The sequence below is a fragment of the Pseudoalteromonas sp. BSi20429 genome (assembly GCF_000238895.1).
In the GTDB taxonomy this organism is placed as follows: domain Bacteria; phylum Pseudomonadota; class Gammaproteobacteria; order Enterobacterales; family Alteromonadaceae; genus Pseudoalteromonas; species Pseudoalteromonas arctica.
In genome coordinates this window covers 1-17,691 of the sequence record NZ_BADV01000089.1, presented here as the reverse complement: position 1 = coordinate 17,691, position 17,691 = coordinate 1, and the positions used below count along the sequence as shown (strand labels likewise).

The following is a 17,691-nucleotide window of genomic DNA, read 5'->3' as shown; positions in this document are numbered from 1 at the left end:
TTATTAAAAAGGAGCTTATGCTCCTTTTTCTTTGTTTAAGAATAAAGTACTAGGTGTTTATTATGATAATTTCAATGATTGCAGCAATGGCAAATAACCGTGTAATTGGCCTAGATAATAAAATGCCATGGCATTTACCTGCGGATCTTCAGCATTTTAAAAAAATAACTACGGGTAAACCTGTGATCATGGGTCGTAAAACTTTTGAGTCAATAGGCCGTCCTTTACCTGGGCGTCGTAATATTATTATTACTCGAAACAGCGAATATACTGCACAGGGTATTGAAGTGGTAACTACACCAGAGGCCGCACTAGCACTAGTTTGTGCTGTTGAAGAAGTAATGATTATTGGTGGCGGTAATATTTATGAGCAATTTTTACCAAAAGCAGAACGCTTGTATTTAACCTTTATTGATTTAGATATTAAAGGCGATACACAGTTTCCTGATTACAATAAAGTTGCTAATTGGGACGTGAAAGAAGAGCAAGAAAACCTTCCTGATGAAAAAAACAAATCTAGTTATAAATTCGTAACTTTGTATAAAGAACATTAACATTATTGCGTAATTTTTGATAGATTGATATAATATTTGATAGTCTATATAAGAACAAAGTATTATAAAGGGTTTGTCATGTTTAAATTACCAAAGCTAGTTGCACTTACTGCTGTTGTCGCTGTAAGTTCTTTTTCGTATACAGCACCTGCAAATGCTGAAGATCAATTAGCAGTATCTATTTGTGAATATATTGCGGCAGACGATAAAAACCGATTACGCAGCAAGCTTAAAAGCTCTCGTGTAAAAATTCGTAATATTTATGATGCAGTACAATGTAATGGTAATAACTTATTACGCCATGCTGTTGCTAGTAATGCAGTGGATACTGGTGAGTATATAGTTAAAAACTTATCAAAAAGTGCTCTAACAGATGGTGCTGATATTGCTTGGGCTGAAGGCAACTTTGCTAGCTCACCACTTATTGCAGTAATTAAAGATCGCGCTGGTCTTTAATTATAAAAAGGTTTTATAACTCTACCTTCAGTAAGGTGTTGTTAAATATTGATTAGTCTGAAGTTGTTATTAATAACAACTTCAGACTTTTTTATTTAGCTAATGTAATCTCACCCCCCCAACAAAATCATTAATAAGTTCACTATTTACCTATCTATTTTATATTCCCAAAGTGTAGAGTCTTCACTTTAAAAGCAGCTTCAAATTTACTCCTTCAAAAGAAGTAACTTTATTCAGCTGGTATCTATTTTGTATCTGCTAGTTTATTTACAAACTTAATCACTAAGGATAGATATGAAAGCTGTAATTCCAGTAGCAGGCTTAGGGACGAGAATGCTCCCTATGACAAAAGCTATTCCAAAAGAAATGCTCCCTATAGTTGATAAACCTCTAATTCAATATATTGTCAGCGAATGTGTATCTGCCGGTATTAAAGATATTGTATTAGTTACACACAGCTCTAAAAATGCAATCGAAAACCATTTTGATACAAGTTACGAGCTAGAAGCTACTCTTGAAAAACGTGTTAAACGTGCTTTATTAGATGAGATTCGTTCTATTTGTCCGCCTGATGTCACCATTATGAGTGTACGCCAAGGTGAAGCTAAAGGGCTAGGGCATGCTATTTTGTGTGCTAAGCCAATAGTTGGTGACGATAACTTTGTAGTGCTCCTGCCTGATGTGATACTTGATGCTTATACAGCGGACCAAAAAACTGAAAACTTAGCGGCCATGATTAAACGCTTTAAAGAAACTCAAGCAAGTCAAATAATGCTTGAGCCAGTAGCTAAAGAAGACGTTAGTAAATATGGTATTGCTGATATAAACGGTGTTGAGTTAATGCCAGGTAAAAGTGCTGCAATTAAAGCAATGGTTGAAAAACCTGATGCAGATTTAGCACCTTCAAATCTTGCTGTTGTAGGGCGATATGTACTGAGTAAGAATATTTGGCCTCTACTTGCAAAAACGTCTGTAGGTGCTGGCGGTGAAATACAACTTACAGATTCTATTGACGCATTAATGGCACAAGAAACCGTTGAAGCATTCCATATGAGTGGTCGCTCTCACGATTGCGGAGATAAGTTAGGCTATTTAAAAGCAATTGTAGAGTACAGCATGCGGGATAAAAAGTTAGGTAATGACTTTTCTCGCTTTATAAATGATTTGAATTTACCTTAACTACAGAGCAATAAATTTTATGAAAACTATAGAAGCTAAAATAGTTTTCATAAAATGTAGTGAACGCGGTCTACAAACCTTTGCTAGACTACTCTGAGTTACTAAGTTAGTTACACTTTACCTACACTGTAATAGGTTACGTAGTATGATTGTTACTTATTCTGTATTGATCTTTTAAAGGAACCACCATGATTGAGCAAGGCCAAGAATTACCATCGGTTACGTTAACGCAATTAACTGACGACGGTATGCAATCTCTTACAAATAAAGAGTTGTTTGAAGGTAAAAAAGTCGTGTTATTTGCAGTCCCAGGTGCATTTACACCAACGTGTTCAAATGCACATCTACCTGAATTTATTACTCTTGCTGATAAAATTAAAGCAAAAGGTGTTGATGCTATTTACTGTGTATCTGTTAATGACGCATTTGTTATGAAAGCATGGGGCGACTCGCAAAACGCGCAAGAAATTACAATGCTTGCTGATGGCGATGGAAGTTTCACTAAATCGTTAGGGCTTGATAAAGATACCGCTAGTTTTGGTGGTTTACGTTCAACGCGTTACGCTATGATTGTTGAAAATGCAGTAGTAACTGGTTTATTTGTAGAGCAAGACAAAGAGTTTGTTGTAAGCCGCGCAGAATCAGTACTAGAGAAGCTATAACAGTAATAAAGTGTAGGTTCTAGCTTTAATTAATCAGCTACTTACTATTTAAAAACCGATGTTGGAAACAACATCGGTTTTTTATTTACGGCTCAAACTTTAAATTACGGTTGGTATTGTCCGCTAAGTGTTAAACCAGAGAAAGTGCTATAAGCGTTAACACTCAAGTGCCAAGTACCTGCTTGTGGATTGGTAAATGTACATGTTTCTGCGTTGCCATTTTTATAAGGGCGACAATCGTACGTAGTGGTTGTTGGTTGGCTGCCATATTTTACAAATAAGTCTGCATCGCCACTTCCACCCGACGTTGTTACTGTAAACGTACTCATTCCTGCAGGTACATCTAACGTGTAATGTTTCCACTGACCAGTATTGGCTGTCACATCGCTTATAGTGCCGCCGCCAGCTTGTGGAGTGCCTGTACCGCCACCAGACGATGAACCACCAGTAATATTACCTACCAAGCTCACAGCTGAATACGCAGAGTAGCCGTTAAGCATTACGTGGTAAGTGCCTGTTGTAGGGTTATCAATAGAACACTCTTCGCTATTACCGCCTTTATAAGGGCGACAGTCATAGGTAGTAGTTGTAGGTTTACTGCCCGCACGTACGTATAAATCAGCATCACCAGTACCACCACTCATAGTGAATGTTACATTAGTTGCACCGCTTGGTACGGTCATCGTGTAAAACGCTTGTGCATTTGCAGCCCCACTTAAACCTGTTTTAGCTTCACCATTAATAAGCTCGCTATCGCCACCTGTAGGTGGAGTAGTGCCGCCACTTGCTGCTGCAACAGCTGCGGCAGCATCAACAATACCCGTACCACAGCTAGTACATGTAGCAGGGAACGAACGGGTTGTTGATTTTAAAATACTTTCTATTTCGTCAGGCGTTGCATCTGGTTTTGCTTGCTTAATAAGTGCCGCAACACCTGCTACGTGAGGCGCAGCCATTGATGTACCTTGCGAATAACCGTAACTGTCGCTTGAAGGTGTAGACGAACCTGAGTTATAAGTTGATAGAACACCTTCTGAGTCGTTTGCAAAGCTTTGCGCGCCACCCGGTGCTGCAACATCAATATTGCTACCGTAGTTTGAGTAATAAGCTCGACCGCCATTACGACCTACTGATGCTACGTTTACTACACCATTACAGTTACCTGGATTGTAGTTTGCTGAGTTATCGTTATCGTTACCTGCAGCAATAACTACCACAGTGCCGTTACTACGCGCGGTGTTAATTGCATTTTGAGTTGTCGAGCTACATGAACCGCTGCCGCCTAAACTCATATTTATTACATCTGCAGGGTTTGAGTTAGCAGGAATGCCTGAAACACTTCCGCCAGATGCCCAAATAATACCATCTGCAATATCAGAGGTTAAACCACCACACTTACCTAGTACACGAACAGGCACTACTTTTGCGTTATAAGCTACGCCTGCAACACCTTCACCGTTATTGGTTACCGCAGCAACTGTGCCGGCTACGTGCGTGCCGTGCCAGCTAGAGTTTTGTGCACCGTTAGTGCCACATTCATTCGCAGCAACTGCATCACCAGGATCACGTGCATCGCTATCGCGACCACCGCCATCGTTAGCTACCGATAGGTTAGAGATCATATCGTAACCCGGTAAAATGTTAGCATTTAAATCGGCATGTGGGCGGTAACCCGTATCTAGTACAGCTACAACTACACCGCTACCCGTTGCGGTATCCCATGCAGTAGGTAAGTTTAAACCACCGGCTTGCTCGTAGTAATGCCATTGGTCATCAAAGCGTGGATCGTTAGGAGTTGAAAACGGCTTTAACATTTGATCCACTTCAATGTATTCAACATTGCCTGAATCAACCATTTCTTGCATAAACTCTTGGGCCTCTGCCGCACTTAATTTTTTATCAGCACGCATTACGTGGTGGTTATTAAGTGCCATTGCACGAATATATTTTGCTTTTACTTTGCCTTTTTTAGAAGCGAAGTTTTTAACAAAGCTTTGTGCGCGCTTTTTCATGCTAGACGGGCTTGCGTCAGCAGTTGAAAAGCTCGCCATTTCGTTATTATTTTTATATTTAATAATGAACTGAGTTTCGAAACTGCCTTGGCTTTGTAGTTTAGCCGATGTTTCAGCCATTGAACTTGAAACTGATTGAGCCATGCCAGATGTTGCTGCAAAAAGCGTACTAACTGTAATTGCAATTGCGCATCTTTTAAAAGTTTTACTAGTTGTCATAATTATCCCTAGATTTTTATTTATTATTTCGTGATATAAGATCACGATGCGGGAACAAAAGTAAACGATCTGTTAACCAGGTTAAAATATCAATTTATTATGTACCTCTTTCATTTAGTTATAACCCAGGTTTTTAGCGGTTTACTCGTTGTTTAGTATTTGTCATATAAATTAAAAATAAGTATAAAGGGTTGTTTTATTGTGAGGGTAATTATTCCCTACTTATTACTGATGTGTTTTTGTTGTGTTATTACTAATAATTCAAATGCTGCGTTGTTAGCTATTAAACTTTGCTATAATCGAGCAAATTTTTTAATGAGATAAATAAATGACCCAAGTAGATGTAATTGTAATAGGTGCGGGAGCAGCAGGATTAATGTGTGCAGCGCAAGCTGGATACCGTGGCCGAAGCGTTACAGTACTTGATATGGGGAAAAAACCAGGTCGTAAAATTTTAATAAGTGGTGGTGGGCGTTGCAATTTTACAAATGAAAATGCAACCCCGGATAACTACTTATGCACAAACTCTCATTTTGTTAAATCATGCTTAAGTCGTTATACACAGCATGACTTTATTGAGCTGGTCGACAGACATGGCTTGGCGTATCACCATAAAACACTAGGCCAGCTTTTTTGCGATAACAATGCACAAGACATTGTTGATATTTTACTAACCGAATGTGAGTGGGCCGGAGTAAATATAAAGCTACGCAGTGAAGTGATCAGTGTATCAAAAACCGAAACCGGCTATAGCGTTACCACAGAGCAAGAAACCTTAAGCTGTGAGTCGTTAGTTATAGCATCAGGTGGCTTAACCATGCCAAAACTAGGGGCTACACCAATAGGTTATAAAATTGCAGAGCAGTTTGGCTTAAGTGTGTTACCAACTATGGCTGCACTTGTGCCGTTTACTTTGCATCAGCATGATAAAGAGCGTTTTGAAGGGCTCTCGGGAATTAGTATCCCTTGTGAAGTTTCAAGCGAAGACGGCACCGTATTTAAAGAAAACATCCTCTTTACTCATCGAGGGTTATCGGGCCCAGCAATATTGCAAATAAGCTCATTTTGGCGAGCAGGGCAGGCTGTAACTATAAACTTATTACCTGAAATTGATTTAAGGCAGCAACTTGCTGATTGGCGAGAAACGCAAGCCCAAAAGTCGTTAAAAAATAGCCTTGCAACTATTTTACCTAAACGCTTTATAGAAATACTGCACGAAAGCAAAGCGATACCAGATTGTAATATTAATCAGCTTACCCATGCTCAAATAAATGAGTTAGTAAATTATATTCATGCGTGGCAAATTAAACCCAATGGCACAGAAGGTTATAGAACAGCAGAAGTAACATTGGGCGGTGTAGATACCGACGAGTTGAGCTCAAAAACCTTTGAAGCTAAAAAAGCTAAAGGCCTATACTTTATAGGCGAAGTAACTGACGTAACAGGGTGGCTTGGAGGCTACAACTTCCAATATGCGTGGAGCTGTGGATTTGCTTGTGGGCAGCACGCTTAAGCTTAGGCTATAAACCCATTTAAGTAAGTTGATTGAGCGATAACGGTTGAATCGTTATCGCTAACACATACTTTATTGCGTCCATTATTTTTAGCCTTATATAGCGCTGTATCAGCCCGCTCCAGTAGTTTTAGCACTGTATCGTCTTTTTGTATCGTTGCTAACCCAATACTTATAGTAAATGCTACATTTGCAATTGGATGAGTGCCCACATACTCTTTTAGCTCCTTGGCTTGTGCCATCGCATCGGTTATGGAGGTGCCTGATAAAATAACAGTAAACTCTACACCTCCCCATCGTGCAATTAGAGAGCTATTTGGCATTTAATTTTTTAGTATATTGGTAAATTCACTTAAAACGCTATTACCTACTAAACGACCATAGATATCGTTAATGTTTTTAAAGTTATCTATATCGTAAATAAGTAAGTAGTTAGAGATTTTTGGAATTGTATTTTTAAAAATGGGCTAACACTTAAGAAAAAAACCGCCAAACTGGCGGTTAAAAGGTCTACACAATACTGTAAAAGTTATAACTACATAGTTACTTTAATAGTTCGAGCACATCAAAACAGGCACCCATTGTATGGTAATCAGTTTTACCTATTGGGCTTTTCATCGTGTCTATTTTTTTATTGTCAGCGGTTAAAATTCTAAACCAGGCTCCGTATTTATGATCAACTAAATGCTGCCACGAATACTGCCAAATTTTGCCATACCATTGCTGATATTTTTCATCCCCTGTTGCTTGATAAAGATACGCGGCACAACACAGAGTTTCGGCTTGCACCCAAAAGTATTTATCGTCATCGCAAATAGTTTTATCAGGAGCAAAGCCGTAGCAAATACCGCCGTACTTTTTATCCCACGCTACATTTATTGAGTTATCAAATAAGGCTTGAGCGCGTTCAATAAGCCATTTTTGTGGCTTATGCTTATTTAAAAACATAAGCAGTTTTGACCACTCTGTTTGATGGCCAGGTTGAAAGCCCCACGGACGAAATAAATTTTTAGGATCGTCTTTGTTGTACTCTAAATCGACCTGCCAATTTATATCGTAATGCTCCCAGATTAATCCGCCCATTAAATTAGCTTGGCGGTTAACCATGTTGTCGGCAAGTGTGAGCGCACGGTTTAAAAATATTTCGTCTTTTGTGGCTTCATAGGCGGCAATAAGTGCTTCACAAGTATGCATGTTGGCATTTTGGCCGCGGTATGAATCACATTTTGTAAAGTCGCTGTTATGCTGATCTTTATATAAACCGGCTTTTGCATCCCAAAAATGTGTTTCCATTGTTTGAAATGTATCGTTTAGGTATTCGCGCGCCTCTATAACACCTGCGCGATATGCCCAGCTGTACGCTAAAATAACAAATGCAAAGCCATAGCAATGATTGGTGTTATCAAGCACGGTGGCTTGGCCGTTTTCAACTTTTAATAACCAGTTGTAGCCACCTGTTTGCTCAACAAGGTGATGCTTACGAATAAACTCAATCCCCGATTTAACACGGTTTAGGTACTTTTCGTCATTAAAGGTTTGGTACGCACGCGCATAGTTAAATACAAAGCGAGTAGAGCTTACTAAGTGGCGCGTGTGTTTATCAAACACCTCACCGTTATCAGAAAAGTTTTGGTAAAACCCACCATGTTCGTCGTCAATATTTGGCTCATAAAACGCTAGTGTGTCGCTAATGTGCTGCGTTAAAAATTCACGGCTTTTAAAGTTATCAGGTGTGCTTTTCATAGTTCGCTCCTAAAATCGTGTAGAGACTTTTGGTTAGGTAGGGAGTTAAATGCCCCTTTGTAAGATGCGGCATGGGCACCACATAACGAAGCAAATTCAAAAATAGTTGTTAGTATTTCAGGCGTGTTGCAAAGCTCGCTAAAAGAGCTGGGTGTCAGGTTTTGTAAGCCTAGTTGATATAGCAGTCCACCTACAAACGCATCTCCTGCAGCGGTGGCATCAACCATAGTAACCTTTTTAGGGTGAAGCGTTTGCTTGGCATTTTTTGTATACCAATGCATAGGGTTGCCTGCATCGGTAACTACAAATAGCTCACAACCGTTATTAAGTGTTTGGGCAATAAACTCATCGCTCGATTGCTCACCCGCTAAGTATTCAAGCTCTTCTTTTGAGGCTTTAATAATTGAGCAGTCTTTTAATAACGGTAAAATATGCTCGCGAGGGTTGGCATCGCTTGGCCATAAATTGAGGCGCAAGTTAATATCAAAGCTCACAATTGAGTTATTTTGTTTTGCAAATGTAACACCGTAAGTGGTGGTGTTTCTGATGTTTTTGTCGGTTAATGTGTTTGAACAAATATGAAAAATATCGCATTGCTCAAACCATTCGCGACTAAAGTCATCGTTACTAAAGTGCAAATCGGCGGTGTTATCACGGTAAAACTCAAACGTGCGATCGCCATCGTTATCGAGTGATACAAACGCGAGAGCTGTTTTTGCTTGGTTGGTAAAACGCATAAAGTCGGTTTTTACACCTTGCTCTTTTAATGCATTATGTAAAAAGTCGCCAAAGCTATCAGTGCTTAGCATTCCTGCAAAGTAGGCATTACCGCCTAGCTTTGCAATGGCAACGCTTACGTTTGCAGGCGCACCGCCTGCAAACTTTGTAAACGCTTCGTGTTTGTTGCTGTTTTGGCTTAATTTATTTGAAAGTAAATCAACCAGTACTTCACCAAAGCATATTGTGTGTTTCATGATCTTGCCTTAGTTGTTAGTCAAGTAGCCAATGTAATGCTATTGCAGCTGTCCACGAGAAATCTTTACCACCACAGCCTGCACCTGTTTCTGGGTTAAAATATTCGTAGTAGCCTGACTTAACAACTAGGTTGCGCGTATCATCTTGAATTTTTTCGGCGGTTGTTACAAAGCCGGCTTCTTTAAGGCCTATGGCTATCATCCAGTTGATGTGTAACCAAATCGGGCCACGCCAGTAGCGTTGTGGCTCGTATTTTTCTTCTTTAGGGTGAGTAGAAGCCACACTAAATTGGCTCGACTCAATAAAGTCTTCGGTGGCTGTATTAATTATTTTAGTTTGCTCATCGCTTGTTAAACCTGCATATACAGTTAATAGCGCGGCTGATGTTTTAACTTTAGCCAAGCTGTTAGTTAAAACATCTCTGCAATAAAAGTACTGGCTTTGTTCACACCATAAAGTATTTATGGCTTGCTCTGTTATTTGTAAACGCTGTGCTAAGTAATCAGTGCGAGCATCGATTAAGCCAAGTTGTTCACCCATTTTGAGTAAATCTTTGGTTGCACGATGCAAAATAGCAATAATACCTAGGTCATTCATTTTGTACGGACAGGTTTCGTAAATTACTTTGCTGTCAAAGTTGTTACGTTTGAAAAAGTCTACAAGGTATAAAAAGCGGTCGTACTCACTTTTATGTGGACGCTGAGAAGAATCTACATGACTTGTATCACGGCGCGTATATTCCCAATCTACACATGGCACAGCATGAAGAGCATCATCCCACGATGGGCTGTTATCCATGCCCGATTCCCACGGGTGGTAGGTTACTACTAAGCCTGTTTTTTCAGGATCTCGGTCGTTGTACCACCATAAATGATAATCAACTACTTGTGAAAATAACGCTTTAACTTTTTGTTCTGCAAGTGCTTTATCTTTAGCGCTGGCAAGCATTTCTTTCATTACGGTGGCGACTACTGGCGGCTGTGAAATAGACGTACTTTTAATTTTTTTATCCGAACCCCATACGTCAGGACCAGGAAAATAAGTATCAGAATCTTTATGAAACAAGATGTGCGGCACCATGCCATCATCCCATTGGCCTGAAAATAACACATCAATTTCTTGCCATGCGCGGCTTTCGTCTGATTTCATCCAGCCTAGTGCTGTAATGGCTGAATCCCAGTTCCACTGAAACGGGTATAGGCCATGTGTTGGTACTGTATAGCCACCTAAGTCATTTGCTATAAGTGTTTTAGTAGCAAGGTCTGCAAGCGATGAAGCCGTTGCTGAGTCAATTTTACCGCTGTTTATAGTAGTCATATTGGGTGCTCTTTGTGTGTTATTCCCGATTTTGATAATATTAAAGCACTCATTATGGGTTGTAAATGTTTTTTTTCTGTGCTTAAATCCTGTTCGAAGTAACAAAAAACTAACATGTTTACTTGATTATTTCGGCTTTGCTTAGCCACACTCTAAGTAAATACACACTGACAACTAGCACAATTGGAGAATACCCGTGAATAAAACAACGATCGCCTCTATTGTATCTTTATGCCTTGCACAGGGCGCTTATGCAGCAGAAGAAGCTGCACCAGATACAGCAAAAAAAGCTAACAACGTTGAGCGTATTATCGTCTCTGGTACCAGTAAAGGGCGTGTTATTTCAGACACTCCACAATCAGTAACATCTATTAGTGAAGACGAGCTGGTAAAGCTGTCTTCAAGTAGCCAAGCGGATGTGCTTCGCTATATTCCGGGTATTAAAGTAGAAGGCGGTGGCGGTGAAGTCGCTACTAACCTACAAGTAAGAGGCTTACCTTCATCGGGTCAGTTTCAATTTACGCCGCTATCTTATGATGGTTCACCTACACTGAGTGTTTTTGGTTTAAACTCATCGGCGTTTGATGTGTATTACCGTAATGATTTGGGTATTGAACGCGTAGAGTTTGTGCGTGGTGGTGTATCTAATTTATTTGGCCAAGGTTCTGTGGCCGGCATTATTAACTATATTTCTAAAACGGGCAGTGATGATCCGCAAAGTACCGTACAAATGGAGCTTTCTGACCAAGGGCGTACTCGCTTAGATTTTGCAACGAGCGGTCCGCTTAACGAAGATGGCTTATATTATGCGCTTTCTGGCTTTTACCGTTACGACGAGGGCCCTTTAGATACAGGCCTTGAGACTAAAGGTACACAGTTGCGTGGTAATATTCGTAAAGAATTTGATGATGGCTCTGGCTCATTTACTGTTTACGGACAGTACATTGACGACCAAGCTCAGTTTTACTTACCTATTCCACTTGATGGCGACAGCCGCGAGCGCTTAATTGGTAACGATGGTCGTGAAGTCGAATCACTGCAAACGGCGCAAGTATCTAACTTAACGTACGATACAGCAAATGGTCGTTATGAATCGCCAATCAGCGATGGTGTAGTTACTAAAGGTGGTTCTATTTCAGTGGTGTTTGAAAAAGAACTCGCTAACGATTTTGCCATTAATATGCGCAGTAAATACGCTAAATACCAACACGAATTTAATTTATTTTTAGACGGCGACGGTATTATTAATGTACCTGAAAGCCAAGACGACTTTTTAGCTAACAGAGGGCTAGGTGATGCAAGCGGTGCTGAGTTTTCTTATGTTAATTCAGGTGTCGCACTTGCAAGTGATGACTTACTATTTGCTAACCGTATTTTAGACCGCGACCGCCCAGCTGAAGATTTTTCTGCAGAGTTTAATATCATCAAAAGTATTTTTGTAGGTGATTTTAGCCATGATATTACAGTCGGTACATTTTTCTCTCACAGTGAAGCCGACGACGACAACGTTATTACAACTTACTTAGGTGAGTTTAATAACAATCCTCGCTTAATCGACTTAACGTATACAGATGTTAATGGCGACGAGGTTCAGTACACTCAAAATGGTATTAGTGGCCCAGGTATTTCTTATACTAACCAAACCATTAGCGCTACCCGCCGAGCATTGTACGTAGCGGATCAAATGGAAAGTGACGACTGGATTTTTGACTTTGGTGTTCGCTACGAAGAAATTGAAGGAAAAATTAGTCGCGAAGGCAGCCAAGTAGTTCAGATTTCAGATGATCCAACGCTTGCACCTAACTTACAAGTTAACACTACGGGCAGTGGTGTAATGACTTACGGCGAAGTCGACACGTCTGAATTTGCTGTATCAGGGGCGGCGTTATATCGCTTAACTGATAATTTAAATGTATATGCCAATGCATCTCGCGGGTTTTTCTTCCCAGAAATTAGAGGTATTCAGTTTAATGATTTAGGCGAGCCTGCCAACTACGAAGCCGAAATTGTTGAGCAAGGCGAGCTTGGTATTAAGTTTTTTGATAACGACTTTAGCGGTAGCATTGCGTTATTTAGAACTGACTTAAAAGACAGACGCAGCGTAGACTTTGTAAATGATGGTAATGGGGGTGTATTAGAGCTGCCAGTTATGCAATCAACTAAAGCAACGGGTGTTGAGCTTACCGGTCGTTACGATATTACCGATGAGTGGGCTGTTGATGCCAATATGACCTATACCGATCACGAATTTACTGAATTTGACTCAGACCCTTCTATTATTGGTAACGAATTACGTCGCAAACCAAAAATATTATTTAACTCATCTATTAGCTACACCGCAGATAACTGGGATGCTTCTATTTATCATAACTTTACAGGTAAAAACTTTGCTAACGATGCAAACTCGGTAGAACTTGATTCATTCCACTTATTTAGATTTGATGCAGGCTATAACTGGCAAGTTGCACCAGAGCAAACAGTACGCTTAAGCGTTGGGGTATTTAACCTGTTTGATTCTGACGGTGTTACTGAAGGTTCACCTCGTCTAGGTAATAGCCAAACGGCAGATAACCCATACTTTGTCGGTCGCCCAATTCTCCCACGACGCGTTACTTTAAGAGTTAAATACGACTTTTAAATAAATGCTTTATGCCTATTAACTCACTTTGGGGTTAATAGGTTTTTTGCATTGTGATGCATTTTTCAGCTAAGTTAGCTACAGGTTTATCTTTTTGACTAGGCTCGTTTATTAAAAAGATAAGGGCAGGTAGCCATTTGGTATTTTATTTTTGAAAAGGCGCAGTGTTTTCATATTGTGAATACGCGAATTAATTATGAATATATTAGATTTTTCAATAGTTGCTCTTTATCTTGGTGCCTTATTGGTAATGGGATTTATGCTACGCGAACAAACCAATAAAAATGATTACTTTTTAGGGGGTAAAAGCTTAGGTTGGAAACCTTTGGCTTTGTCGGTAATGGCCACTCAGCTTTCGGCTATTAGCTTTATTTCAGCTCCTGCATTTGTTGGTTTGCGTGAAGGTGGAGGTATGCAATGGCTCTCGTATGAGCTGGGTGTTCCGCTGGCGATGATTTTAATTTTAGCGACTATTTTACCCAAGCTTTATAAAAGCGGCATTGTCAGTATTTACGACTATCTAGAAATGCGCTTTGGGCGCTCAACCCGTGTACTTATTAGTGTGGTTTTTCAATTTAGCCGTGCGTTTGCGACCGGCATTATGATTTACGCGGTATCGCTTATTTTACAAGGCACCATGGGAATAGAAGCATGGCAAGCTATTGTACTAACGGGTGTTATAACCGTTTTATATTCACTGCAAGGCGGGATGAAAGCTGTAGTGTACGGTGATGCAATTCAAATGATCATCATTGTACTGGGTACTATTGCTTGTATTGGCTTTGGACTTTATCACTTAGGTGGCGTTGATACCTTTATTGCTAATGTTGATTCGAGCCGATTAGAAGCCATAAAATTTGATTCGTTTGGTTTTAGTGGAGATGGCTTTGGCTTTTTGCCTATGATTTTTGGTGGTGTGGTACTTTACGCTTCTTACTATGGGTGTGATCAAACGCAAGCGCAACGTGCGCTCAGTGCAAAAGATCCTACAAACCTACGCTACATGATTTTAGCAAATGGTGTAGTGCGCTTTCCTATTACTATTTTATATTGCGTGTCGGGTTTAATTGTTGGCACTCTGGCAATGAGTAACCCTGAATTTTTAGCAAAAATTCCAGCAGATAACCCTGATTGGATGATGCCTATATTTATTTTAGATTACCTACCGCATGGCTTAATTGGTTTATTGGTTGTCGCTATTTTGTCGGCAGCGATGTCGTCACTTAGTTCTGCAATTAATTCACTTTCGGCGGTAAGTATTGAAGATTACAGCCGTATATCTAATAAAGAGCTAGACCAACCATCTTACTTAAAGTTAGCTAAATACTTAGGTTTAGCATGGGGCGCAATTACCTTAGTACTATCACTTTTTGCCGGTGACATAGCGCCGACCATTATTGAAGCTATTAACAAAGTCGGCTCGTTATTTTATGGCCCAATACTGGCAGTATTTTTAGTTGCTGTACTAAGTAAACGCAGTGCTGCATTGCATGCCAATATTGGCTTAATTAGTGGTGTATTAATTAACTTGTTGGTGTCGGTATTTGCGCCTGATATTTTCTGGTTTTGGTGGAATTTTATCGGTTTTGTAAGCGCTGCTGTGATTATTTATGTTACGAGTCGTTTAATTCCACGAGAAGTAAACGAAGTAACAAAAGTACAAAATGCCGAGACAGTGTCAAACTCAATTTTAACTGGCAAAGATATCGTTATGCTACTTAGCATGTTTATTGTGATGATATTAATTTGTTTAGCTATTCCTTCAATTTTTTCGTGAGCTGTGACTAATGGATTCTAAAAAGTCGTTTTTAATTGATTTATTTACCACTGCGGTAAATGCCTGTAAACCGAGTGCTTGCATGAGTAAGTATTTAGAAAATATAGATGCAAGCAAAGGTTTATGTGTAGTGGGGGCGGGTAAAGCCGCCGCTGAAATGGCCGCCGAAGTTAATCGCTTTTATGGTGATAAATGTTTTGGCGCAGTGGTAACGCGTTATGGCTACGAAAGTAGCGGCGATACTGGGCGAATTAAAGTGCTTAGTGCAAACCACCCAACACCAGACGATAACAGCTTAGCTGCTGGCAAAGAGTTATTGGAGCTTGTAAGAAATAATCCAGCTGATATTCCTATTTTGTTTATTATTTCGGGGGGCGGTTCGTCGTTGATGTGCCTACCTGTTGATGATGTGCCTTTTTCACAAAAGCAAAAGCTTAATCAGTTTTTACTTAGAAGTGGTGCAAGCGTTGATGAAATAAATGTAGTACGTAAGCAGTTGTCACTTGTTAAAGGCGGTAAGTTAGCGCAGGCCGCTAAGTCGGATTACGTTACGCTCATTATTTCAGATGTAGTAGGGGACAAACCAAGTGATATAGCATCGGGCCCTACCATTAGCGATGGCAGTACTAAAGCCGATGCACTGGCTATTTTACAAAAGTACAATTGGCCGGTAATTGCAGAGGTTGAAGCGCATTTATTAAAACCAGAGCAAGAACGAGTTGCTGATACCGTGGGTGAGTACTTTATTGTTGCAAATGCACAGCATGCTATTGATAGCGCTATAAGTGTTGCACAACATCAAGGTTGGGAAACCCAGGTACTAGGGTATGATATTCAAGGCGAGGCTAAAGAAGTTGCAAAGCAACATGCGGCTATCGCTCTTGAGCAAAAAGCCCAAGGCAAGCGCGTTATGTTGTTCTCAGGTGGCGAGCTTACAGTAACCGTTGCTGATGTTTATGGCGATGGCGGGCCCAATCAGGAATACTTAATGGCGTTGGCTGAGGCACTTAATGGCGAAGCGGGTATTTACGCACTTGCTTGTGATACCGATGGTGTAGATGGTAGTAAAGATGTTGCAGGTGCGTATATAAATAGCAGTACGATTGCTCGCGCACAAGATGCTGGCGAAAACTTACACGCACAGTTAGAAGGTCATAATAGCCATCAGTTTTTTAAAGCAATTGATGATTTAATTATTACTGGGCCAACTAACACAAATGTGAACGATTTTAGAGTGATAGTGATTGAGTAGGCGCAGTTTGCCCACTTGTTCTTTATAATGGTTTCACGTAATCTTGTGCTCCAATTTTGTTAGGGTTAATACCTATGTTTTCGTTAAACAACAGTAACTTATTACGCTCTGGTTTTGAGCTTGGAAAAGGCGAAAAGCTATTTCAAGATATTGAGCGCGATATTATAAAAGTGGTGTTTTGGGAAAAGTGCGTAACTCAAAGTCATATTGTGAGCGCAACTCGTATTCCACAGCAAACTGTGTCGCGTTTACTTAAGTCGTTAACCCAGCACGGTGTAATTGTACAAAGCGATACGCTTATTCCTAATAAAAAAGGTAAGCCGGGGTTTGGCATTGCCCTTAACCCCGATTACGGATTTACCTTTGGCTTAGCTATTTTACTTGATGCTATTTCGCTTGCTGTAATGGATTTTACGGGAAAGGTGGTTTACACCCATATGCAGCTAATGTCGGATATGAGCATTAATAATGTGCTTAAATGTGCACAAAAGCTGGTGGAAGAAATAAGCGCTGAGCGTGACATTCCAAGTGAAAAAGTACTGGGAATGGGCGTGGGTATCTCTGGCTTTTTTAGCTCAATGGATGGGAAAATGAATACCCACCATATGCTAGAAGAGTGGTCGCAGGTTGATATTATCGATATTGTGTCGCAGCATTTTCAGCTCCCAACTTGGGTTGTTAACGATGCTACAGGCGCAGCCGCAGGTGAAGGTGTTGCTGGTATTGGTCGTGAATATAAAAACTTTGTTTATATGTTTGTGTCGGCCGCATTTGGTGGTGGTATTGTAAATAATGGCGACGTACTGCGCGGTACATACGGAAACGCAGGTGAGCTTGGCGACATGCTACCGCCTAAATTATATGCCCACCCTAATCTTGAATTACTAAAACGTATTTTGAAAAAAAATGGCGTAGCGGTTACTTCTATTTACGACCTGCATGACAACTTTGACCCCGATTGGCCTGGCGTTGAAGAGTGGCTGTTTAAAGTTCAAGACTCATTTGATTTAGTGGCAACCTGTTGCTCTGCTTTATTAGATGCTGAGGCGATTATTATTGGTGGCCATATTCCAAAAGAGTTGGCTGAAAAAGTTATTGCACGAACTGAGGTTTATGCACAATTTAGACGTGGCGCTAAACGCCCTATGCCAAAGCTGGTGGTTTCTAATATTGATAATTTTCCGGTATCAATTGGCGCAGCCACATTACCATTTAGAGAGTTGTGTTTGTAGCTTAATACCAATCCGCAATAATACTTAATCATTTTGCGGGGCTAAACGTGTCGCTACCTGCGTTAAAAAATTCTCATTTAGAACAACTAAATAGCAAATTTTTTTGCCTAGCTATCAACACGTTTTTCCAGCCTCAAAATAGCTTATTTAATTAAGCGAATT

The 17,691-nt window shown here is 40.2% G+C and carries 13 protein-coding genes and 1 pseudogene; 9 read left to right on the top strand and 5 right to left on the bottom strand.

Annotated elements, in window-relative coordinates; genetic code table 11:
- Positions 1–62: 62 nt before the first annotated feature.
- From folA to P20429_RS03340, 4 genes are all read left to right on the top strand, one after another.
- Positions 63–554, top strand: a complete 492-nt coding sequence (gene folA, locus P20429_RS03325; protein ID WP_007586084.1) for a type 3 dihydrofolate reductase — start codon at positions 63–65, stop codon at positions 552–554.
- Positions 555–632: 78 nt separating this feature from the next.
- Entirely contained in the window at positions 633–1,010 is a 378-nt protein-coding gene (locus P20429_RS03330; RefSeq protein WP_007586082.1) for a DUF3718 domain-containing protein, read from the top strand.
- 294 nt (positions 1,011–1,304) lie between these two features.
- Positions 1,305–2,189 (top strand): UTP--glucose-1-phosphate uridylyltransferase GalU, encoded by an 885-nt coding sequence (galU, locus tag P20429_RS03335; RefSeq protein WP_007586080.1) that lies wholly within the window; start codon positions 1,305–1,307, stop codon positions 2,187–2,189.
- A 188-nt stretch (positions 2,190–2,377) separates the two neighbouring features.
- Positions 2,378–2,851 carry a peroxiredoxin gene (locus P20429_RS03340; protein WP_007586078.1) on the top strand — a complete coding sequence of 158 codons (474 nt, stop codon included), beginning with the start codon at positions 2,378–2,380 and terminating at the stop codon, positions 2,849–2,851.
- A 104-nt stretch (positions 2,852–2,955) separates the two neighbouring features.
- Here the strand turns inward: P20429_RS03340 and P20429_RS03345 are convergent, their stop codons facing one another.
- Complete coding sequence (locus P20429_RS03345; RefSeq protein ID WP_007586077.1) at positions 2,956–5,082, bottom strand: S8 family peptidase; 2,127 nt, start codon at positions 5,080–5,082, stop codon at positions 2,956–2,958.
- 328 nt (positions 5,083–5,410) lie between these two features.
- On the opposite strand from P20429_RS03345, the gene P20429_RS03350 reads away from it, so the two are divergent.
- A complete protein-coding gene (locus tag P20429_RS03350) occupies positions 5,411–6,595 on the top strand; it encodes an NAD(P)/FAD-dependent oxidoreductase (protein WP_007586076.1) in 1,185 nt (394 codons plus the stop codon).
- 2 nt (positions 6,596–6,597) lie between these two features.
- Here P20429_RS03350 and P20429_RS19875 read toward each other — a convergent pair.
- The 4 genes and pseudogenes from P20429_RS19875 to P20429_RS03365 all read right to left on the bottom strand — a co-directional run bounded on the left by P20429_RS19875 (position 6,598) and on the right by P20429_RS03365 (position 10,630).
- Positions 6,598–6,981, bottom strand: a pseudogene (locus tag P20429_RS19875) (GGDEF domain-containing protein).
- A gap of 157 nt (positions 6,982–7,138) precedes the next feature.
- Positions 7,139–8,338 (bottom strand): AGE family epimerase/isomerase, encoded by a 1,200-nt coding sequence (locus P20429_RS03355; protein ID WP_007586074.1) that lies wholly within the window; start codon positions 8,336–8,338, stop codon positions 7,139–7,141.
- Positions 8,335–9,312: a carbohydrate kinase gene (locus P20429_RS03360; RefSeq protein ID WP_007586073.1), complete on the bottom strand. Its 978-nt coding sequence runs from the start codon at positions 9,310–9,312 to the stop codon at positions 8,335–8,337. Before P20429_RS03360 ends, P20429_RS03355 begins: the two co-directional genes overlap by 4 nt.
- A gap of 16 nt (positions 9,313–9,328) precedes the next feature.
- Positions 9,329–10,630 carry a trehalase family glycosidase gene (locus P20429_RS03365; protein ID WP_007586071.1) on the bottom strand — a complete coding sequence of 434 codons (1,302 nt, stop codon included), beginning with the start codon at positions 10,628–10,630 and terminating at the stop codon, positions 9,329–9,331.
- A gap of 196 nt (positions 10,631–10,826) precedes the next feature.
- On the opposite strand from P20429_RS03365, the gene P20429_RS03370 reads away from it, so the two are divergent.
- From P20429_RS03370 to P20429_RS03385, 4 genes are all read left to right on the top strand, one after another.
- A complete protein-coding gene (locus P20429_RS03370; protein WP_007586065.1) occupies positions 10,827–13,268 on the top strand; it encodes a TonB-dependent siderophore receptor in 2,442 nt (813 codons plus the stop codon).
- Positions 13,269–13,464: 196 nt separating this feature from the next.
- On the top strand, positions 13,465–15,045 hold the full coding sequence (locus P20429_RS03375) for a sodium:solute symporter (RefSeq protein ID WP_033027098.1): 1,581 nt from the start codon (positions 13,465–13,467) through the stop codon (positions 15,043–15,045).
- 10 nt (positions 15,046–15,055) lie between these two features.
- Positions 15,056–16,297: a glycerate kinase gene (locus P20429_RS03380; protein ID WP_007586060.1), complete on the top strand. Its 1,242-nt coding sequence runs from the start codon at positions 15,056–15,058 to the stop codon at positions 16,295–16,297.
- A gap of 74 nt (positions 16,298–16,371) precedes the next feature.
- Positions 16,372–17,529, top strand: coding sequence for an ROK family transcriptional regulator (locus tag P20429_RS03385; RefSeq protein ID WP_007586058.1), 1,158 nt, complete (start codon positions 16,372–16,374; stop codon positions 17,527–17,529).
- The last annotated feature ends 162 nt before the right edge of the window (positions 17,530–17,691 follow it).